At 63.2% G+C, this 19,361-nt stretch carries 19 protein-coding genes; 4 read left to right on the plus strand and 15 right to left on the minus strand.

Features of this window, described 5'->3' with window-relative positions; translation table 11 throughout:
* Window positions 1–50: 50 nt before the first annotated feature.
* The 9 genes from JQ575_RS25270 to JQ575_RS25310 form a co-directional block, all read right to left on the minus strand.
* Entirely contained in the window at window positions 51–1,190 is a 1,140-nt protein-coding gene (locus JQ575_RS25270; RefSeq protein ID WP_212035850.1) for an ABC transporter substrate-binding protein, read from the minus strand.
* 56 nt (window positions 1,191–1,246) lie between these two features.
* Window positions 1,247–2,128, minus strand: coding sequence for a shikimate dehydrogenase (locus JQ575_RS25275; RefSeq protein WP_312016019.1), 882 nt, complete (start codon window positions 2,126–2,128; stop codon window positions 1,247–1,249).
* 122 nt (window positions 2,129–2,250) lie between these two features.
* On the minus strand, window positions 2,251–3,189 hold the full coding sequence (locus tag JQ575_RS25280; protein ID WP_212035852.1) for a LysR family transcriptional regulator: 939 nt from the start codon (window positions 3,187–3,189) through the stop codon (window positions 2,251–2,253).
* Between the two features lie 88 nt (window positions 3,190–3,277).
* Window positions 3,278–4,087 carry a sugar phosphate isomerase/epimerase gene (locus JQ575_RS25285; RefSeq protein WP_212035853.1) on the minus strand — a complete coding sequence of 270 codons (810 nt, stop codon included), beginning with the start codon at window positions 4,085–4,087 and terminating at the stop codon, window positions 3,278–3,280.
* Entirely contained in the window at window positions 4,087–4,740 is a 654-nt protein-coding gene (locus JQ575_RS25290; RefSeq protein WP_212035854.1) for a hypothetical protein, read from the minus strand. Before JQ575_RS25290 ends, JQ575_RS25285 begins: the two co-directional genes overlap by 1 nt.
* A gap of 4 nt (window positions 4,741–4,744) precedes the next feature.
* Window positions 4,745–5,230 (minus strand): type II 3-dehydroquinate dehydratase, encoded by a 486-nt coding sequence (aroQ, locus tag JQ575_RS25295; protein ID WP_212035855.1) that lies wholly within the window; start codon window positions 5,228–5,230, stop codon window positions 4,745–4,747.
* A gap of 34 nt (window positions 5,231–5,264) precedes the next feature.
* The gene (locus tag JQ575_RS25300) at window positions 5,265–6,545 is read right to left on the minus strand and encodes a TRAP transporter large permease subunit (protein ID WP_212035856.1); all 1,281 of its coding nucleotides are present in this window, start codon (window positions 6,543–6,545) and stop codon (window positions 5,265–5,267) included.
* Between the two features lie 22 nt (window positions 6,546–6,567).
* Entirely contained in the window at window positions 6,568–7,074 is a 507-nt protein-coding gene (locus JQ575_RS25305; protein ID WP_212035857.1) for a TRAP transporter small permease, read from the minus strand.
* A gap of 73 nt (window positions 7,075–7,147) precedes the next feature.
* On the minus strand, window positions 7,148–8,164 hold the full coding sequence (locus JQ575_RS25310; RefSeq protein WP_212035858.1) for a TRAP transporter substrate-binding protein: 1,017 nt from the start codon (window positions 8,162–8,164) through the stop codon (window positions 7,148–7,150).
* A gap of 246 nt (window positions 8,165–8,410) precedes the next feature.
* Between JQ575_RS25310 and JQ575_RS25315 the strand changes: the two genes are divergently transcribed.
* A complete protein-coding gene (locus tag JQ575_RS25315) occupies window positions 8,411–9,067 on the plus strand; it encodes a GntR family transcriptional regulator (protein WP_249119574.1) in 657 nt (218 codons plus the stop codon).
* A 19-nt stretch (window positions 9,068–9,086) separates the two neighbouring features.
* Window positions 9,087–10,805: an FAD-dependent oxidoreductase gene (locus JQ575_RS25320; protein WP_312016020.1), complete on the plus strand. Its 1,719-nt coding sequence runs from the start codon at window positions 9,087–9,089 to the stop codon at window positions 10,803–10,805.
* Here JQ575_RS25320 and JQ575_RS25325 read toward each other — a convergent pair.
* The 4 genes from JQ575_RS25325 to pcaF all read right to left on the minus strand — a co-directional run bounded on the left by JQ575_RS25325 (window position 10,798) and on the right by pcaF (window position 14,322).
* Entirely contained in the window at window positions 10,798–11,691 is an 894-nt protein-coding gene (locus tag JQ575_RS25325) for a dioxygenase (protein ID WP_212035859.1), read from the minus strand. The two genes, JQ575_RS25320 and JQ575_RS25325, sit on opposite strands and share 8 nt — an antisense overlap.
* A 9-nt stretch (window positions 11,692–11,700) precedes the next feature.
* Window positions 11,701–12,312, minus strand: coding sequence for a protocatechuate 3,4-dioxygenase subunit alpha (gene pcaG, locus JQ575_RS25330; RefSeq protein ID WP_212035860.1), 612 nt, complete (start codon window positions 12,310–12,312; stop codon window positions 11,701–11,703).
* Complete coding sequence (pcaH, locus tag JQ575_RS25335) at window positions 12,313–13,014, minus strand: protocatechuate 3,4-dioxygenase subunit beta (RefSeq protein WP_212035861.1); 702 nt, start codon at window positions 13,012–13,014, stop codon at window positions 12,313–12,315. It lies immediately after the preceding gene.
* A 99-nt stretch (window positions 13,015–13,113) separates the two neighbouring features.
* Window positions 13,114–14,322 carry a 3-oxoadipyl-CoA thiolase gene (gene pcaF / locus JQ575_RS25340; protein ID WP_212035862.1) on the minus strand — a complete coding sequence of 403 codons (1,209 nt, stop codon included), beginning with the start codon at window positions 14,320–14,322 and terminating at the stop codon, window positions 13,114–13,116.
* A 337-nt stretch (window positions 14,323–14,659) separates the two neighbouring features.
* On the opposite strand from pcaF, the gene mutS reads away from it, so the two are divergent.
* On the plus strand, window positions 14,660–17,401 hold the full coding sequence (gene mutS / locus JQ575_RS25345; protein ID WP_212035863.1) for a DNA mismatch repair protein MutS: 2,742 nt from the start codon (window positions 14,660–14,662) through the stop codon (window positions 17,399–17,401).
* A complete protein-coding gene (locus tag JQ575_RS25350) occupies window positions 17,398–17,550 on the plus strand; it encodes a hypothetical protein (protein ID WP_212035864.1) in 153 nt (50 codons plus the stop codon). The genes mutS and JQ575_RS25350 overlap by 4 nt, the downstream gene beginning before the upstream one ends.
* Here the strand turns inward: JQ575_RS25350 and JQ575_RS44875 are convergent.
* Both JQ575_RS44875 and JQ575_RS25360 read right to left on the minus strand, forming a co-directional pair.
* Window positions 17,547–17,975 (minus strand): GrlR family regulatory protein, encoded by a 429-nt coding sequence (locus JQ575_RS44875; RefSeq protein WP_249166885.1) that lies wholly within the window; start codon window positions 17,973–17,975, stop codon window positions 17,547–17,549. The two genes, JQ575_RS25350 and JQ575_RS44875, sit on opposite strands and share 4 nt — an antisense overlap.
* A 475-nt stretch (window positions 17,976–18,450) precedes the next feature.
* Window positions 18,451–19,245: a hypothetical protein gene (locus JQ575_RS25360; RefSeq protein ID WP_212035865.1), complete on the minus strand. Its 795-nt coding sequence runs from the start codon at window positions 19,243–19,245 to the stop codon at window positions 18,451–18,453.
* Between the last annotated feature and the right edge of the window lie 116 nt (window positions 19,246–19,361).

Here is a 19,361-nt window from a genome sequence, read left to right on the forward strand (position 1 = left end):
CGCGCTTCGCGCGGAGCCGGTGGCAAGCGCCTCGGGATGAAGTCCGTACCTCAGTTGAGCTTCGGCAGCACCTGCTTGATGATCTGCTTGCCATCGACGATCTCGACCAGGAAACCCTGGCGATCGATGTCGCCGTTCTTGTCGAAGGTCGCATCCATCAGGATGCCGGGCTCGCTGGCCGCCTTGATGGTGAGGCCATGGAGATTGTCGGCAAATGCTTTGGAATCGACCTTGCCCATTTTCTCGGTGGTGGCCTTGATCATGTAGATCGCCAGATAGCCCTTGAGACCATTATGGTCAGGCACATAATTGTACTTCTTGGAAAATTTTTCCCGGAACGCCTTGATCAGATCGACCGGGGCATCGGTGGTGAGGCCGACATGGCCGCGCGCGCCGTTCGCAGCATCCCCCGCCAGTTCGACCACCTTCTGGCCGACCAGCGTGGTTTCGCCGATCAGGGGCACGGTGACGCCCTGGCGCTTCAGCTCTTTCAGGATACGGGCGCTTTCCTCTTCGTTCAGATAGATGAAGACCGCATCGGGCGCCGCCGCCTTGATCTTGCTGACGTCGGCAGCGAAGTCGGCCTGACCTGCTTCGGTGGAGAGGTCGGCGGCAACCTTGATGCCGAGCTTGGCGAATTCCTTGGTGATGACGTCGCGGCCGCCGCGGCCGAAATCATTGTTCACCCAGACAATCGCAACCGATTTCGCCTTCACCTCGTCATTGATGTACTTGGCGACCTTCGGCATCGAGGATTGCTGACCGAACGAGGTGCGGAACAGGAATTTGTTACCGCCCTGCGTCAGTTCGGCGGCCTCACCACCCATGATCTGGGCGATGCCGGCTTCGGCCGCGAGCGGCGCCGTGACCTTGACCGATCCGGAATAGCCGGGACCGAGCAGGACATAGGGCTCGCCGTCGAGCGCCTTCTGGACCTGGGCGCGCGCCACGCCGGGGTTGGATTGCGAATCGGCGTGGGTGACTTCCAGCTTGCGGCCGAGCACGCCGCCCTTGGCGTTGACTTCCTCGATCGCAAGATCGATGCCGTTCTTCCAGTTGGTGCCGACCGTGGCGCCGCCACCGGAGAGTTCGGCCACATTAGCTAGCTTGATGGGAGCGCCGGATTGCGCCAACGCCGCGGCCGCCGTCATGGTTGCGAGCAGGATACCTGCCAAAATTCCTGATTTCATTTCCATCCCCTGTTGTCGTGATCTTTTGATCTTGTCGACGCGAGCCTTGTGACCGGCTACGCGTCCGATATCGCAGAGTAGCGCCTTGCCATCACGGCGTCGAATGCATTCCCCATTTCGACAATGGACGGCTTCATTGCCGTAAATAATTCGAAGGCGTCCGCGGCCTGATGGATCGCGAGATCGCGCCCGGTCATGATTTCGGCGCCCCTGGCTTTGGCGGCCGTCAGCAGCGGCGTCCAGAGCGGCGAATAGACCGCGTCAGCCACCCAGATGTCGCGACGCAGTAGCGCCTCCGGCACCGGCGTACCACGATCCGGCAGCATGCCGATCGGCGTTCCGTTGACCACGCCCACGGCACCGCGCAGCGCGTCTTCCACCGTTTGTGCAATCCGCACCGGTTGGCGACCACGCAACTGCGCCGCAATCTGTTCGGCCTTGGCGCGGTCGGTATCGAAGATGCTGAGTTCGGCGACACTGAGCGCCGCGAACGCGTGGGCAATCGCCTTGCCGACGCCGCCGGCGCCGATCAGGGCAACGGGGCCATGACCGGATGCCTTCACCAGATTGCTAATCGCCCGTTCAAACCCCGTGGCATCGGTATTGTATCCGACCAGCCGGCTGCCGCTGACGACAACCGTATTGACCGCGCCGATCGCGCGCGCGGCCGGCGACAGATCATCGAGCAGCGGGATCACCGCTTCCTTGTAGGGAAACGTGACGTTGACCCCGGCAAAGCCGATGCGCTTGATGCTGTCGAGCAACGTGCGCAGTTCAGCCGAACTCTGGCCCGCGACCTCGATCAGCTGATAATGACAGCGGATACCCAGGGCAGCGGCCGCCTCCTCGTGCATCGCCGGCGACGCCGAATGCGCAATCGGGGCCCCGATCAGGCCGGTGAGAAACTTTTGACTGATCGAGGGCGGGCGTTTGGACACGTCGCTAGGGTCTCGCAGTATCAGCATGGGATTGCGCGGCTTAGAGCACCAAAACCGCGCAAACGATACCGCCTTCGCCAGATAACACAATTACCCATTTATTCCACAAACATAACTTGATGTTATTTTTTTCGGCCACGCGATGCCGCCACCGCCGGACTTTTCCGGCTCGGCTCCAGCGCCCGCATTTCCGACCGCAGGCATTCGATGAAATGCTCGACATGCAGCGAGAGCGAGGCGCCTCTTTTCACCGCGATATACGTGTCGAACCTTGTGGGCTCCACGATCCGAAGCATCTCGATGCCGGGATAGCCGCCATGCGCCACGGTGAACTGATCGATGACAGCAATCCCGAGCCCCGCCTTGACCAGCGCGCAGACCGTGGTGCCGAACCGCGCCCGGATCGTGATGTCGTAGGAGAGTTTATTGCGCGCGAAGATCTCGGCCATGATGCGCCCGTAGGGATCGTTGGGGTCGATGCCGATCAGGGGATAGCGGATGATCTCCGCGGCGGTGACCTGTTTTCGTTCCGCGAGTTCATGCCCCTGCGGCACGATGCAGAACAATTCGCCTGACGCCAGCGGCATGAAATCGAGGCCGGGATGGTCGAGCCGATAGCTCATGGCGACGCAATCGCCCTTGCCGAGCAACAGATAGTCGATCGCCTCCTCGATCTTGAGGATGTTGATATCGATGTGCAGATCGGGATAGCGCCGACGGATGCGCTCGATCGCGCGCGGCACCATGATCTGGGAAATGCTCGGCACCGAGCCGATGCGCAGTTCCGACAGCGTGCCGCGCCCGATCTTTGAAATGATTTCGGTGAGATCGTCGACCTTCTTGTAGACGCCGTTGATCTGCTCGAAAATGTTATGCGCTTCGGAGGTCGGGAAGTAGCGCCCGTTCTGGCGCTGGAAGAAGCGGATGCCGAGCGAGCGCTCGGTATATTTCACCAGCCGGCTGATGCCCGGCGCCGATACGTTGAGCAGTTTTGCCGCCCCGCCGATCGTGCCCGTGATCATCACGGCCCTGATAACTTCGACCTGGCGCAGCGTCATCATGTGCAGCAACTTTCGAAGGTGAACCTGAGAGATACTCCCATGTTCGATCGGCGCAAATGACCTTATCAACGCCGTCTCAGGGTCGTTCTCAGAGTTTGGCCGCCGCGATCACGGTCTTGGCAGCATCCAGCGCGCGCTGGGCGCGGTCCTTATGGCCCATGGTCTTGGCAAGCTCGGCGGTCGGGACTTCGAGGCTGATGGTGATATCCGCCGGCATGGCGCGCGCCAGCGAGACGAGGTCGATGCCGCCCTCGCCGGGAAACATCCGCTCATGGCGGGCGGCATGGATCAACTCGTCGTTTGTGGCAGGCCGCTCGGCCGGGCCGTCGCATAACTGCCAGTAGTGCAGCCGGTGGACGGGCACGCGCGCAAGGTCGGCGGTTGAACTCCTCGACCGGTCGAAATGCAGGGCATCGACCAGGATACCGGCATTGGCCTGCCCCATCGGCGCGACAATGCTGTTGGCTGTCGCCAGATCCGGGACGGAGGTCCAGGGCATGAATTCGAGATCGGCCGTCAGCCCGTATGGGGCGGCGGCCTCGCAAAACTTCGCAAAGCTATCCCTGAACCGGGCGAGATCAGGATGGTAGCCCGCCACCAGGATGTGCCTGGCGCCGAGCCGCGCACCGGTCTCGAAGAACGCGGAGAAGCCGGCAATCTCGGTTTCGGGCCGGAGCGCGACCACTTCGAGGTCGGCTACTTTGACGCCGGTCGCGTCCAGCCGGGCCAGCGTTTCCTTCAGGCTCGCTTTGTCATCCAGCGGATAGGCGATGCCGCCGGGCATCGCGGGCAGCAGGCGAATCCCGACGGCGTCATAGCCGCAGGCTGCGGCCATTTCGATCAACGCGGGAGGCGCCAGATCGAGGACGGTCAGCGCGGCGAGCGAGAACGACGGCATTATTCAAAGTCAGCGATACGGGCGTCGAGTGCGAACATGCCTTGGTAGACCTCCGGCTCGCCGGCGCCACCAAGATCCGGCGCCATTTTAGTTGCTCGACGCAATGCGCCACCAAGCGCCGTCTCGTCAAGCGCCTCGATGATCAGCAGGCCCGCAAAAATCCCTTCATCCTTCCGCATGCCCTTCTCGACCGTCGGCACCGAGGTGCGCGCCAGATCGGTCGTGCCGATCTGTACCGCGGCAATGCCGTCGAGCGCGACGAGGGCGTCGGCGAATGCTTGCGGTTTTTCCGGCAGACGTTCGACGCGCAGCGCGGCGATGGTCGATCCCTCGCCCCGCCCTGCCCGCGCGGTCATGACGCCGCCGCCGCGAATGAAATTGCCGAGCCGGGGCATGGTGCGCTGCGACCACGGCGTCGGGGCGTTGAGCCGCGCCAGATACGCGGGCCCGTCGAGCACCTCGGGGGCTTCCAGTTCGTAGAGAATGAAGAACCTGGCAATGTCAGTCCGCGTGGCGCGGAACACGCGAACGCCCAAAAAGCCCTTGGTGGTCACCCGCTCGGTGGTGTGCTCGCGCGTCAACCAGTGCCGGTAATCGGTGAGATGATCGGGCTCGACGTCGCTCCAGATCGCCAGAAAGCCTGCGCCGCGCATTCCTTTATCTCCCCTTCAAGCCGTGCAGCGATGCCGGAACGGCATCCGGCAACTTCCCGAGCTTTTGAACCGCAGCCAGCATTGCTGCGATATAGCCATAAGGGCCGAGACCGCAGATGACAGAGGTGGAAGCAGTCGACGTGATCGAATGCCGGTGCAGCTCGTCCCGCGCATGAATGTTGGAGATGTGGACCTCAATCTTCGGGCCTTCGAATATTTTCAGCGCGTCGATCAGCGCGATCGAGGTGAACGAATAGGCCGCCGGGTTCATGATGATCGCATCATAATTGCCGTGCGCCGACTGGATCCAGTTCACCAGTTCACCTTCGAGATTGGACTGGTGAAACGAGATCGTGACCCCGAGATAGTCAGCCACTTCCTGGCAGCTCGCTTCAATCTCCTTCAGCGTCGTCGGGCCGTAAATATGAGGCTCCCGAATGCCCAGGAAATTCAGGTTGGGTCCGTTCAGGATCATGATCTTGGTGGCCATTGAGTCTCCCCCTTCTACGCTTGATATGCCGCTGCTAGCCGGCAAGCCACTTGGCCGGGACCGTCACCAATGCCGGGAACAGCACCAACAGAAACAGCACGATAAGCTGGGCGATCATGAACGGCCAGACGCCCTTGATGATATCTTCCATGCTGATCCTGGAGACGCCGCAAACGACGTTCAGCACGATACCGACCGGCGGTGTGATGAGGCCGATGGAATTGTTGATGATGAACATCACGCCGAAATAGACCGGGTCGATGCCAGCCGCCTTGACGATCGGCATCAGGATCGGCGTCAGGATCAGGATCGTCGGCGTCATGTCGAGCGCGGTGCCGACGATGACCACGATGACCATGATCGCGAACATCAAAAGCGTCTTGTTGCCCATGAAGGGCTTCAGGAGGTCGACCACTTGGGCTGAAATCTCCGACACCGTGATCAGCCAGGAAGAGACCAGCGCCGCCGCCACCAGGAACATCACGATACTGGTGGTCAGGGCGGCGGAGACGAAGACGCCGTACAGCTGCGAGAATTTCAGTTCGCGATAAATGCAGGTGGTCACGAACAGCGAATAAACCGCGACAACAACGCCGGCCTCGGTCGGAGTAAAGATGCCGAAACGCAAGCCGACGATGATGATCGCCGGCAACATCAGCGCCCAGAAGCCGTCGATCACGGCGTGGGCAACTTCCTTGAATGATGCCCGCGGCGGCGGCGTCAGGTTTTCCTTGTGGACCACCCACCACCAGGCGACGCACAAGCCGGCACCAATCATCAGCCCCGGAAAGATACCGGCGAGAAACAGCTTGGAGATCGACACGCCGGCGGCGACGCCGAAGATGACGAAGCCGATGCTGGGAGGAATGACGGGACCGATCACGCCGCTCGCAGCCACAAGTCCTGCCGCGTAGATCTTCTTGTGTCCGGCCGCCACCATCATCGGCACCAGCACGGCTGCGAGCGCGGCGGCATCGGCCGCGGCCGATCCCGACAGCGATGAGAGGATACAGGCCGCGAGGATCGTCACATAGCCAAGGCCGCCGCGGAAATGCCCAACCGCAACGAGGGCGACATTGACGATGCGCCTGGCCAGCCCTCCCTTGTTCATGATCTCGCCGGCGAGCATGAAGAAGGGAATCGCCATCAACGGAAAGCTGTCGGCGCCATTGATGATGTTCTGCGCCACGATCTGGGAATCGAACATGTTGATCGTGCTCATCAGCGCGATCCCGCAGATGAGCAGCGCAAAGGCGATCGGCATGCCGAGCGCCATGGCGCCGAGCAACGAGAAGGTGAAGACCGCGATGGTCATGTGCGGCGCCCCCGCGATGCCATCAGATGTCCTCCTCCTTGACGGCGACGAGTTCGGATTCGCTGGCCTGGCCGGAGACGACGCGGAACAAATCATAGAGCAGCATGATTCCGACCGAGACGCCGAAGATCACGCCGACGAAATAGAAAATGCCGAGCGACAGACCGGTCGCCGGCGCGCGATCGTCAATGTTGATGATGGTCTGGCGCCAGCTACCCGCCAGCAGCAGCCAGTCGGCATACAGCATCAGGCAGTAGCTGATGACGAAGCAGATGCGTTTTCCCAGGGGTCCCAGCATTCGCACCAGCGTATCGACGCCGAGATGCGAATGCTCGCGCACGGCGACGATGGCGCCCAGAAACGTCAGCCACACCAGCATCCAGCGCGACAGTTCCTCCGAAATCGTGATGCCGGAATTGAAGCCGTAGCGCAGCACGACATTGCCGAACACCAGCACCACCATGACCGCGAGGCATAGCGCGATCACGCCCTTGAGCAACGCGCAATAGAGGTCGAGTATCCGTCCCATCGGCGCCGTCTGGAGCTGGAGTTCGTGCAGAGCCGCTGGATACCGGCCCTGCTTCGCCGATATCAGCGGCGCGTCACTTGACCTCTTTGCGGACGCGATCAAGCTCCGCGTTGAACAGCTTGACCGTATCAGGCTTGAGGGCCGCAGAAATCTTGTCCACCACCGGCTGGACGGCTTTGCGCATGCGCTCCAGTTCTTCCGGCGCCACCGCGTTGTACGTCATGCCCTTGGCCTGCAATTCGGAGAGCGCCTTTTCGGTCTGCAGCCGCGTCTGCTCCTTCTGGTAGGCGCGGCTTTCGTTGTAGGCTTCCTGCATCATCTTCTGTTCGGCCGGCGACAGCTTGTCCCAGAAGATCTTGCTGACGATGATGATGTTCTCGGTGAAGGTGTGGCCGGTGGCGGAGACGTATTTCTGGACCTCAAAGAACTTGTTGGACAGGATCACGGTGTACGGATTTTCCTGGCCATCGACCGTGCGCGTTTCCAGCGCCGAGTAGAGCTCACCGAACGCCATCGGGATCGGGTTGGCCTTGAAGGCACTGAAGGACTCCAGATAGACCGGGTTGGGGATCACGCGCAGCTTGAGGCCGGCGAAATCTTCCAGCTTGGCGATCGGATGCTTGCTGTTGGTGACGTTGCGGAAGCCGAGCCCCCAATAACCGAGCCCGACCAGTCCACGCTGCGGCAGCGCATCGATCATCGCCTTGCCGAATGCGCCCTGAACCAGTGCATCGGCCTGATCGGTGGTGTTGACGATGAACGGGAAGTCGAGCAGGCCGAATTCCGGAATGACCGTCGCGAGCGAGGTCGTGGACGCCGACAGCATCTCCTGCGTGCCGCCGCGCAGCGCCGATTGCTGCTGCAATTCATTGCCGAGCTGGGACGAAGCGAACTCGCGGACTTTGAGCTTGCCGCCGCTCTTGGCGAGCAGGATTTCCGCGAATTTTTGCACGCCGAAGCTGACGGGATGATCGGTGTTGTTGAGGTGTCCCCAGCGGATGGTCCGCTCCTGGACCTCCTGCGCGGATGCGGAGCCGACCAAAAGTGCCCCGCCGAACACGGCCGCGGACAGAACTGCAAACAGCTTCATCTCATCCTCCCCTGACGATCCGGTGCCAGCCGCGGCTTGTTGCTGCGATTTTTGATGTCTGGCCGATCCTTTTCGGTGGAAACCATATAGCGGAGTCATTGTCAAATGATAATCACAGAAATATATGATGTAATAGATTTGATCATATGATCGTAGTTTGCGGCAAAGGCCGACATTCGCGGCTATGCTCGGCGGCGAGTCGCGTCAGCCATTGCAGGCCCAAAAGCGGGATAGACATTGACGATCATGGAGCAGCAGCAGACCCCGATGTCGGCCGGCGACAGCGGCTATCACCGCATTCGCTCCGACATCATCTTCGGAGTGCTCAACCCGTCGGGACGGCTCAAGCTCGACTCGATGAAGGAGGATTACGGCCTCAGCGTTTCGACGCTTCGCGAGATCCTCAACCGGCTGGCTTCGGAAGGGTTTGTCGTTGCCGAAGGCCAGCGCGGGTTCGAGGTCGCTCCCGTCTCGATCCAGAATTTGCGCGAGCTCGCGCAGCTGCGAATCCTGCTCGAACATCACGCGATGACCGAATCCTTCCGGGCCGGCGACATGGAATGGGAAGGCCGCGTGGTGTCAGCGCATCACAAGCTGGCGGCGACCGAGCGCGCCATCCTCACGGCGGGCGACGATCCCGAACTTCGAAAACGTTACGACGGCGAATTCCACCAGGCCCTGATATCGAGCTGCGGGTCGCGCGAGTTGATGCAGACTCACTCGGTCGTGTTCGACAAATATTTCCGCTACGCCCTGCAATACCGCGGCAGCGCCACCATCGCGCAGCATCAGGCCTTGCTGGACTGCGCGCTGAAGCGTGACATCGAGGGCGCAAAGTCGATCCTGACCGAGCACATCAACAGTTGCGTGGCGCATGCGCTGGCGATCGGGACGCTGAAATGAGCTGTTCGGTCGGATTGTTGTGACCGGCCGCCAGACAGAGTGGGATGTCGAGACCGATTTGCTCGTGATCGGCGCCGGCGCCGCGGGCATGACGGCAGCATTGGTCGGCGCGCTCGAAGGCCTCAAGGTCATTCTGTGCGAAAAATCCGACATGGTCGGCGGCACCACCGCGACCTCGGCTGGAACAGTGTGGATTCCCGGCAGCCGGCAAAGCGAGGCGGCCGGCGTGCCCGACAGCGTCGAGGCCGCGAGAACCTACCTTGCGGCGATACTAGGCGATGACGCCTGTGATGCGCGGCTCGCGGCCTTTCTTGCCACTGGCCCTGCCGTGCTCGATTATCTTCAGCAGAAATCCAGCGTGGCCTTCGTGCCGCCGCCGGTGCATCCGGACTATCACGCACAGCCCGGCGCCGCGCTTGGCGGCAGGGCGCTGGGTGCCGTACCGTTCGACGGACGAAAGCTCGGCGATGACTTTGCGCGGGTGCGACCGCCGCGCCGTGAATTCATGGTGCTCGGCGGCATGATGGTCGGCAAGACCGACATTCCGTCGTTGCTGCATCCGTTTCGCTCCTGGGCTAATTTTTCGAACACGGCCCGCCTGCTGGTGCGGCAGGCGCTGGACCGGATCAAGCACCCGCGCGGCACATGGCTGATCATGGGCAACGCGCTGGTGGCGCGGCTGCTCTACAGTTTGAAACAGTACGCCGTCGAGATTCGTTACCAGACGCAGCTCAGCCAGCTGATCGCGGACGACGGAAGAATCATCGGCGCGGTGTTCACGACAAACGATAGCGAGATCAGCATTCGCGCGCGGCGCGGCATCGTGCTGGCGGCCGGCGGCATTGGCTGGAGCAGCGAATTGCGCAGCCGGCTGTTTCCGGACGACACCCGGCGCTATTCGATGTCCCCGGACAGCAACACCGGCGACGGCATTCTCGCGGGCGAGCGCGCGCATGGCGAGATTGCGCAGGACATCCGGAGCCCGGCGCTGTGGATGCCGAGTTCGGTGATGCAGCAAGAGGACGGCCACCTCTCGGTATTTCCGCACATCATGCTCGACCGCGCCAAGCCCGGGCTGGTTGCCGTCAACAGGTCAGGCGTGCGCTTTGTCAACGAAGCCAATTCGTATCATGACTTCGTCGAGGGCATGCTGCGGGCGCATCAAACAGTGCCCAGCATCCCGGCGTTCCTGATCTGCGACCGCAGTTTTCTTCGCGACTATGGCCTCGGCTTGATCCATCCCGGGACGCGCGACCTCACGCGCTTCATCAGGTCAGGCTATCTCTTCACTGGCGACAGCATCGCGGCACTAGCGCCGCAAATCGGCGTTGACGGCGGCGCGCTGGCCGGCACGATCGAACGGTACAATCGGTTTGCCGAAACCGGTATCGACGAGGATTTCGGCCGCGGCACCAGCGACCTCAACCGTTTCAACGGTGATGCCACGAACAAGCCAAATCCCTGCCTGCGCAAGATCGGCCCCGCTCCGTATTTCGCGGTCGCGGTCTGGCCTTCCGACCTCGCGAGCAGCGCCGGATTGCGCACCGACGCCAACGGCCGGGTGCTGACGTCCACAGGACAATCGATTCCCGGCCTTTATGCCGCCGGCGCCGACGCGGCCTCGATTTTCCGCGGCACCTATCCCGGTCCGGGAACCATGATCGGCCCGGCCATGGTGTTTGCATGGCGCGCGGCGATGGACATCTCGGGCAAGTCGAACGAGCTGGGCGTTACTTGATCGGCGGGCGCGGCAGGACGGCCTCGCCGGCTTCCATCCGGTAGACATAGTCGAGCGAATACCAGGGCGAGCCGACATCACTTTCCGTCGGATGCGCCTCATCATGCCGCACGAATTCGCCGATCAGCGCCTTGGTCACGCCGAACTGCACGTCACTGTCGATATGCGGGTCAGCGGGATCATAGACCTGGGAAATCAAAACCTTGAAGCCCGGCCTGAAGATCAGCGCGTGCAGATGCGCCGGCCGGTAGGGATGCCGGTCCTGCGCCTTCAAGAGCCGCCCGACCACGCCATTGGTCGGAATGGGATAGCCGACCATCATCACCGAACGAAACGCAAAGCATCCGTCGGCATCGGTCGTGAACTTGCCGCGCAAATTCATCTCGGCCTGTTCGGGATCCTGGTTCTCGTACAGGCCGACCGGCGAGGCGTGCCAGATATCGACCTCGGCGCCGCCAATCGGATTACCGGCAGGGTCGACGACGCGGGCGTTGACGAACAGCGCCGCACCCGGCGTGTCGGACCGGACGATCGAGCCGCCGTTTTCAACGCGCGGCGAGTTCAGCCGCCAGAACGGCCCGAGCAGCGATTGCGCCGTCTCGGTATTGCCGTGATCGCCATTGTTCAACAGGCATACCAATGAGGACACGCCGAGCGAGCCCGCGATCAGCACGACTTCATTGTGGGTGTCGGTCGATTGCTGGCCGAGTTCCGCGATGACAGCGGCGGCTTCGCGGAATTCGGCTTCGGTCAGCCTGACATCACGGACAAAACCGTGCAGATGCTTGACCAGCGACAGCATGATCTCGCGCAACCGTGGATCGGAGGTCCGCTCCATCACGGCCGACGCTGCAACCGTGAAATCCTGCTCGCGCCCGATGATCATCGGCAGTCCCTACACGTCGAAGAACACGGTCTCGTTGTCGCCCTGCATGTTGATGTCGAGGCTATAGACCGCGTTTCCATTGCAGTGCGCCTGCTGGGCGATCAGCGTGGCGCGACGGTCGACCGGCACCAGCACCAGCACGGGATCGGTGGTGTTGGCCGCCTCGCCGCCGAAATAGATCCGCGTATAGAGATGCAGCAGCATACCGCGCGCGAACACCGCGAGCACGAGATGCGGTGCCTGCGGCTTGCCGTCGGGATCATGCACGATGCCCGGCTTGATGGTGTCGAAGGCATAGCGGCCATCGGCATCGGTCCCGCAGCGGCCAAAACCCTTGAACGATGAATTGGGCAGCGCCCGCTTGTCCTGCGGATCGGAGAAGCGGCCTTGCGCGTCGGCCTGCCAGATCTCCAGCATGCAATCCACCATCGGATTGCCGTCGCCGTCGAACACCCGGCCCTCGACGCGGACGCGCTCGCCCGACGTATCCGCCGTCACGAGATTGTTGGAGAAGGCGTCGTTCCAGTCATACTTGCCGTTCGATGTCAGGCCATAGGCGAAATACGGGCCGACGGTTTGCGATGGGGTAACGCCTTCCGGCTTGCTCTGGGCCTTGGACACTTACTTGGTCTCCATCGGCGTGGCGTTGCGCCCGCGCAGCACAATGTTGAAGCGGTAGCACAGCGCCCAATCCGGCTGCGTATTTTCGAGGTCGAAGTCGGACACCATCCGGTTGCGCGCCTTCTCGTCGGTCACCGAATTGAAAATCGGATCGAACGGGAATAGCGGATCGCCGGGGAAATACATCTGCGTCACCAGCCGCGAGACGAAGGAATGTCCGAATACCGAGAAGTGGATATGGGCCGGACGCCAGGCATTGTGATGGTTGCCCCAGGGATAGGCGCCGGGCTTGATGGTGACGAAGCGGTAATAGCCCTCGCTGTCCGACTGTGTGCGGCCGGCGCCAGTGAAATTCGGATCAAGCGGCGCCGGATGCTGGTCGACGACATGGACATAGCGGCCGCAGGCGTTGGCCTGCCACAGTTCGACCAGCGTGTTGGGCACGCCGCGGCCGTCTTCATCGAGAACATGGCCGTGCACGATGATGCGCTCGCCGAGCGGCTCGCCCTTGCCCTGGAGCGTGAGGTCGTTGTCGTTTTCGCGCACCGTCTCGTGGCCGTAGACCGGCCCGGTCAATTCCGACAGCGTATGCCGCATCGGGATCAGCGGCTTGGTGGGCGAGCGCTTCACCGTGCTCTTGTAGCCGGGCGACAGCCGCGGCGGGTGCGCCGTCAAGCTTTGCAGCGGATAAGATAATGTCATGACTTCCTCCCTGGCATCGCGATCGCAGGCGCCACCGGATCATTATATGACATAACTAATTTGGGGAAGGGCCGTTTTTGCCCCTCCCAAATCGTTGTCTTAGTTCAGCTTTTCGATGGCCATCGCGACGCCCTGACCGACGCCGACGCACATAGTTGCCAAGGCAAGCTTGCCGCCGCGCTTCTCCATGCCGTGCACCGCCGTCATGGCCAGTCGCGCGCCGCTCATGCCGAGGGGGTGACCGAGCGCGATGGCGCCGCCATGCGGGTTGACGAAATCGGCATCGTCCTTGACGCCGAGCTGCCTGAGAACGGCAATGCCCTGCGAGGCGAAGGCTTCGTTGAGCTCGATCAGATCGAAATCGCTGATCTTGATGCCGAGCCGCTCCATCAGCTTCCTGGTCGCCGGCACCGGGCCGATGCCCATGATGCGCGGCGGCACCGCGGCCGACGCTAACCCAAGGATGCGCGCCCGCGGCGTCAGGCCGTGCTTTTTCACGGCGGCTTCGGAAGCCAGGATCATCGCGGCCGCGCCGTCATTGACACCGGACGCATTGCCTGCCGTCACCGTGCCGGGATTGCGCACGATCGGCTTCAGTTTGGTCAGGCCTTCCAGCGTGGTTTCGGGGCGCGGATGCTCGTCCTTGTCGACGGTGATCGGGCCGGCCTTGCCGCCGGGCACCGACACCGGGGTGATTTCTTCCGCGAAATAGCCGGCGGCAATCGCGGCGCCCGCACGCTGCTGCGAGCGAATTGCCATCGCGTCCTGATCGGCGCGCGACACCTGGAATTCCTCCGCGACGTTCTCGCCGGTCTCCGGCATCGCGTCGACGCCGTACTGCGCCTTCATCAAAGGATTGATGAAACGCCAGCCGATCGTGGTGTCGAAAATATCAGCGGAACGCGAAAACGCTTCCGGCGCCTTGCCCATCACGAACGGCGCCCGGGTCATCGATTCGACGCCGCCGGCAATGGCGAAATCGATCTCGCCTGCGCGGATCGCGCGGCCGCCGGCACCAACCGCATCGAGGCCCGAGGCGCAGAGACGGTTGAGCGTCTGACCGGGAACCGAGTCGGGCATGCCCGCCAAAAGAAGCGCCATGCGCGCGACGTTGCGGTTGTCCTCGCCGGCCTGGTTGGCGCAGCCGAAGAACACCTCATCGACCGCTTTCCAGTCGAGATTGGGATGCTTCGCCATCAGGGCCTTGATCGGGGCGGCGGCGAGATCGTCGGCACGCACCTTGGCGAGCGAACCGCCAAAACGGCCGATCGGGGTCCGTACAGCATCGCAAATGAACACATCACGCATTGAATCTCTCCCTGAACGCCGCGTTTGGGCCGTTGACCCCACTGAATTAATGGCGAGTTTTAGGAGCGGCGCTGCGAGAGGTCAATTGACCGCGCCAGCAACACAGACGGTATGTTCCCTCCCCCCTTGCGGGGGAGGGCTAGGGAGAGGGGTGACGGCAAAGACGGTGCGCGTGGCTTACCCCTCTCCCCGACCCTCCCCCGCAAGGGGGGAGGGAGCGGATGGAACGCCCCGTGTGGCCTCTATTTCACACCATTCACACCGAGCGTGGAAAACCCGGACAGCCCGGCCAAACCAATAGGACCGCGAGACAAAATTTTGTAGTTTGCGCCCCGCAATGACGATCCAGCAAAACATCCCTGCACCCCCACCTCCAGAGGCAACTCCGGCCGCCGAGGCGCCCGCGCGCGTCACGCCGATGATGGAACAATACCTCGAGATCAAGGCCGGCCATCCCGGGCTGCTGCTGTTCTACCGGATGGGCGATTTCTACGAGTTGTTCTTCGAGGACGCCGAGATCGCCTCCAGAACGCTCGGCATCGTACTGACAAAACGCGGCAAGCATCAGGGCTTGGACATCCCGATGTGCGGCGTGCCGGTGGAGCGCTCCGAGGATTACCTGCATCGGCTGATCAATGCCGGTCATCGCGTCGCGGTGTGCGAGCAGACCGAGAATCCCGCAGCCGCCCGCGCGCGTGGCAACAAGAGCGTGGTGAGCCGCGGCGTGGTGCGGCTCGTCACGCCGGGTACGCTGACCGAAGACACGCTGCTCGACGCCAAGACCAATAATTACCTGCTGGCAATCGCACGGGCGCGGGGATCAAGCGGTGGCGACCGCATTGGCCTGGCCTGGATCGATATCTCGACCTCCGAATTCATGGTCACGGAATGCTCGACGGCCGAGCTTGCGGCGACCTTGGCACGGATCAACCCCAACGAAGTCATCGTCACCGACGCGCTCTACGGCGATGCTGATCTCGGCGCCCTGCTGCGCGAACTGCCGGCGGTGACGCCGCTGACCCGCGACGTGTTCGACGGCGCCACCGCGGAACGGCGGCTGTGCGATTATTTCGCGGTCGCCACCATGGACGGCCTTTCCGCCATGTCGCGGCTGGAAGCGACCGCGGCGGCCGCCGCCGTGACCTATATCGACCGTACGCAAGTTGGAAAGCGTCCGCCGCTGTCGCCGCCGTCGCGCGAGGCCGCCGGCACCACGATGGCGATCGACCCGGCCACCCGCGCCAACCTCGAATTGACCCGCACGCTGGCGGGCGAGCGGCGCGGTTCGCTGCTCGATGCGATCGACTGCACGGTCACCGCGGCCGGATCGCGGCTGCTCGCACAACGTCTCGCGGCGCCGCTCACCGACAGCGCTGCGATCGCGCGGCGTCTGGACGCCATCGCCACTTTCGTCGCCGACAGTTTTGCGCGAGACGATATCCGCACCACCTTGCGCGCCGCGCCTGACATGTCGCGCGCGCTGGCGCGATTGTCGGTGGGCCGCGGCGGCCCGCGCGATCTGGCTGGGCTGCGCGACGGCATCCTCGCCGCGGACCAGGCGCTGGCGCGGCTGGCGCAACTGGATGCGCCGCCGCCGGAGATCGCTTCGGTGATGGAGGCGCTACGCCGTCCGTCACGCGATCTTGCGCGCGAATTCGAACGAGCGCTGGCCGAACAATTGCCGCTGATCAAACGTGACGGCGGCTTCGTCCGCGAAGGCTATGAGCCTGCGCTCGACGAGAGCCGCAATCTGCGCGATGCCTCGCGTCTCGTGGTCGCCGCGATGCAGGCGCGCTATGCCGACGACACCGGCATCAAGGGCCTCAAGATCCGCCACAACAATGTGCTGGGCTATTTCGTCGAGGTGACGGCGCAGCACGGCGACAAGCTGATGACCGCGCCCTTGAATGCGACCTTCATTCATCGCCAGACGCTGGCCGGCCAGGTTCGGTTCACGACTTCCGAGCTCGGCGAGATCGAAGCCAAGATCGCCAATGCCGGCGACCGCGCGCTCAACCTGGAACTGGAAATCTTCGAACGGCTGTCGGTCATCGCGCTTGCGGCCAGCGACGATCTTCGCGCCGCGGCGCACGCCTTTGCGCTGCTCGATGTCGCAACCGCGCTGGCAAAACTTGCGGTGGACGAGAATTACGTTCGGCCTGAAGTCGACGGCTCGCTCGGCTTTGCCGTCGAGGGCGGCCGCCATCCCGTGGTCGAGGCCGCGCTGAAGCGCGACGGCCAGCCGTTCATCGCCAATGCCTGCGACCTCTCGCCGGGACCGGCGCAGGTGTCCGGCCAGATCTGGCTGATCACCGGCCCGAACATGGCGGGTAAATCGACCTTCCTGCGCCAGAACGCGCTGATCGCGCTATTGGCGCAGATCGGCAGCTACGTGCCGGCCTCGCGGGCGCGGATCGGCGTCGTAGACCGGTTGTTCAGCCGCGTCGGCGCCGCCGACGACCTGGCACGCGGGCGCTCGACCTTCATGGTGGAAATGGTCGAAACCGCCGTGATTTTGAATCAGGCCAGCGAGCGCTCGCTTGTGATCCTGGACGAAATCGGCCGCGGCACCGCGACCTTCGATGGCCTGTCGATCGCATGGGCCGCGATCGAACATCTGCATGAGAGCAACCGCTGCCGCGCGCTGTTCGCGACGCATTATCACGAGTTGACCGCGCTCTCCGCCAAGCTGCCGCGGATGTTCAACGCCACGGTGCGCGTCAAGGAATGGCAGGGCGACGTCGTGTTCCTGCACGAGGTGCTGCCTGGCTCGGCCGATCGCTCCTACGGCATCCAGGTTGCCAAACTCGCCGGCCTGCCGCCGGCGGTGATCGCGCGCGCCAAATCGGTGCTGGCAAAACTCGAAGCCCAGGACCGTGGTCAGACCGCGCGCGCCTTGGCCGATGATCTGCCGCTGTTCGCGGTGCCGTCACGTGCGGCTGCCGAACCCGCACCGCCGAGCGAGGCCGAGCAATTGCTCGCCGCCGTGCAGGCGCTGCATCCCGATGAGATGTCGCCGCGCGAAGCGCTGGATGCGCTGTATCGGCTCACGACGCTGGCGAAAGAACGCAAGGCTTGAGGCGCGCCGCGAAAGCGTTCGCATGGATTGCGCTGGTGTACGGCGTGCCGCTGGCGGTGGCCGTGGTCTCGCTGGTGGCGACAACGCTGCTGTATTTGCGCCTGTTTGGCGTCATTCAATGGAGACTGCCTTGGGGCGCAGCGGGCTAGCGGCCCAATTCGGCGAACGGCTGGATCAACTTCAGCGTGGCGGCGAGGCGGATGCTGCGCTTGCCGGCCAATGCGGTTGCCTCCATTTCAGCACCGTTGGCATCGCAACGGCCTGAGAAACCGATGCCGACTTCATAACCGCCGAACAGCGGATGCTCGGCCTTCGCCGGGGTGTGTTCCTGATTGACGAACTCGCCCTTCCAGCTGCCGTTCGCCGAACTATAGGCCCCGAGATAATAGAAAAACGCGTCGCCGCCGAGAATGCGACCGTCATGCAGCAGCATCACCCCGGTATGCCCGCCGGCAAGGCCGTCGAGCATCCGGATGTCGATCGAGTAGAGTCCGCTGACGATACCGCCGTCGCCGACCGTACCGGGCGGCGGAACGTCGTCATTGCCGAGCGGCGTCATGAGCGCGCGAAACACCGAGCCGGCGTCCTCCACCACCTCACCCGCGAAGCGATAGGCCTGGCCCTCTGCCCTGCCGCGTATACTGAGCGTGACCTGGTCGGAACTGACGAGCGACCTCGGGCGGGGCGACGGGCTGTGGCGGCGGTCCTGAGCCTGGCGACGATTTCGCCGTCCACGATCTGGTAGCTGCCAAAATGGGCGAATGCCGTATTGCCGCCAAGCATCGTTCCGGCATTAGCGTACAGCACGCTGCGACCGGAGCCCTCATTGATGTCGTATTCGACCTTGTACAATCCCTCCACCGCACGCCCCAGTTCTGCTCTGCCGCCAACTTAGCGGGTCTGCCGGCAGTGGTAACTAGCAATCTTCTGTCAAAATTGGAGCCGGGCGATGCAAAGCATCGAACCCGGAATCTCGAGATTCCCCGGGGGCGCAATTGCGCCCCTGAGGTCTGGTGCTAACGCACCATCCCGGAATGACGGATAACTCCTCACCGCACAGCCTTCCTTCGCCCCTTCCACCACAGCGCCAGATTCCACGAGACGCAGGTCGCGAGCCCGAGGCTCAGTCCGATCACCGAGCCGAACTGCAACGCGGCGATGTGCAGGACGGCAATCGCAAGGCCCAAACCGATCAAGCCCCAGGCGCTGTTGGCGAGCACGGCTGCGGTCGGCGGGCCGCCGATGCGCGGATGCAGGATCAGCATCATGGAGGTGAACACGATCGGAAACAGCGCGATGATGCCGCTGATTTTCGGACCGACCCAGCCTGACGTCGTGACCACGGTCGCAACCAGTGTCGCAACCAGCGAGGCGCGCAGGGGAATGTCGTACCAGCGCCGCGCGACCGGCGGCATCTTGACGTGACGGTAACGCGCGAGCAGCGGCACGCAGATCGCAAAGGCGATGGCGTTGACGACCAGACCACCGGCCAGCGTCCAGGGTACCGAGCGGATGATCGAGGCGAGCGCGATCCACACCGCGACCGCGGAGAGGCAGCTGACGACCGCGCTCCGGCGCTGCGCCAGCACGACATAGGTCAGCCCCATAAAGATCGTCGCGGCATTGATCGGCAGGCTCGCCAGCGCACCTTCGGCGATAAAGGCCGCGTCGTGATCGAGCGCGAGGAACACATAAGACGGCCCCGCCGAAATCGGCAGTGTCGCGATCAGCGCGCCGATCACCGGGCCTGACTTCTCGGTGATGATGGACGCCGTCACCACGAACGCCGCTGTTATCACCATGCGCAGGACGAGCGTCAGAAGGAAGATGGATTCGGGGGACATTTTCTACCGTCGTCCCGGCCAAGCGAAGCGCGAGCCGGGACCCATAACCACAACTATTCGTGTGGCGCGAAGATCGTCGAACAGCGGTGCTCGAAACGAGGGGCCGCACCGTATGG

The organism is Bradyrhizobium sp. JYMT SZCCT0428, assembly GCF_018131075.1.
In the GTDB taxonomy this organism is placed as follows: Bacteria; Pseudomonadota; Alphaproteobacteria; order Rhizobiales; family Xanthobacteraceae; genus Bradyrhizobium.

Bases quoted from the DNA above. Each gene is read 5' to 3' on its own strand.
- JQ575_RS25325 (WP_212035859.1), bottom strand. From the start codon at position 11,691: ATGATCATCGGGCGCGAGCAGGATTTCACGGTTGCAGCGTCGGCCGTG.
- JQ575_RS25280 (WP_212035852.1), bottom strand. From the start codon at position 3,189: ATGATGACGCTGCGCCAGGTCGAAGTTATCAGGGCCGTGATGATCACG.
- pcaH (WP_212035861.1), bottom strand. From the start codon at position 13,014: ATGACATTATCTTATCCGCTGCAAAGCTTGACGGCGCACCCGCCGCGG.
- mutS (WP_212035863.1), top strand. From the start codon at position 14,660: ATGACGATCCAGCAAAACATCCCTGCACCCCCACCTCCAGAGGCAACT.
- pcaF (WP_212035862.1), bottom strand. From the start codon at position 14,322: ATGCGTGATGTGTTCATTTGCGATGCTGTACGGACCCCGATCGGCCGT.
- JQ575_RS25305 (WP_212035857.1), bottom strand. From the start codon at position 7,074: ATGGGACGGATACTCGACCTCTATTGCGCGTTGCTCAAGGGCGTGATC.
- JQ575_RS25310 (WP_212035858.1), bottom strand. From the start codon at position 8,164: ATGAAGCTGTTTGCAGTTCTGTCCGCGGCCGTGTTCGGCGGGGCACTT.
- JQ575_RS25285 (WP_212035853.1), bottom strand. From the start codon at position 4,087: ATGCCGTCGTTCTCGCTCGCCGCGCTGACCGTCCTCGATCTGGCGCCT.
- JQ575_RS25270 (WP_212035850.1), bottom strand. From the start codon at position 1,190: ATGAAATCAGGAATTTTGGCAGGTATCCTGCTCGCAACCATGACGGCG.
- JQ575_RS25315 (WP_249119574.1), top strand. From the start codon at position 8,411: ATGGAGCAGCAGCAGACCCCGATGTCGGCCGGCGACAGCGGCTATCAC.
- JQ575_RS25360 (WP_212035865.1), bottom strand. From the start codon at position 19,245: ATGTCCCCCGAATCCATCTTCCTTCTGACGCTCGTCCTGCGCATGGTG.
- aroQ (WP_212035855.1), bottom strand. From the start codon at position 5,230: ATGGCCACCAAGATCATGATCCTGAACGGACCCAACCTGAATTTCCTG.
- JQ575_RS25300 (WP_212035856.1), bottom strand. From the start codon at position 6,545: ATGACCATCGCGGTCTTCACCTTCTCGTTGCTCGGCGCCATGGCGCTC.
- JQ575_RS25290 (WP_212035854.1), bottom strand. From the start codon at position 4,740: ATGCGCGGCGCAGGCTTTCTGGCGATCTGGAGCGACGTCGAGCCCGAT.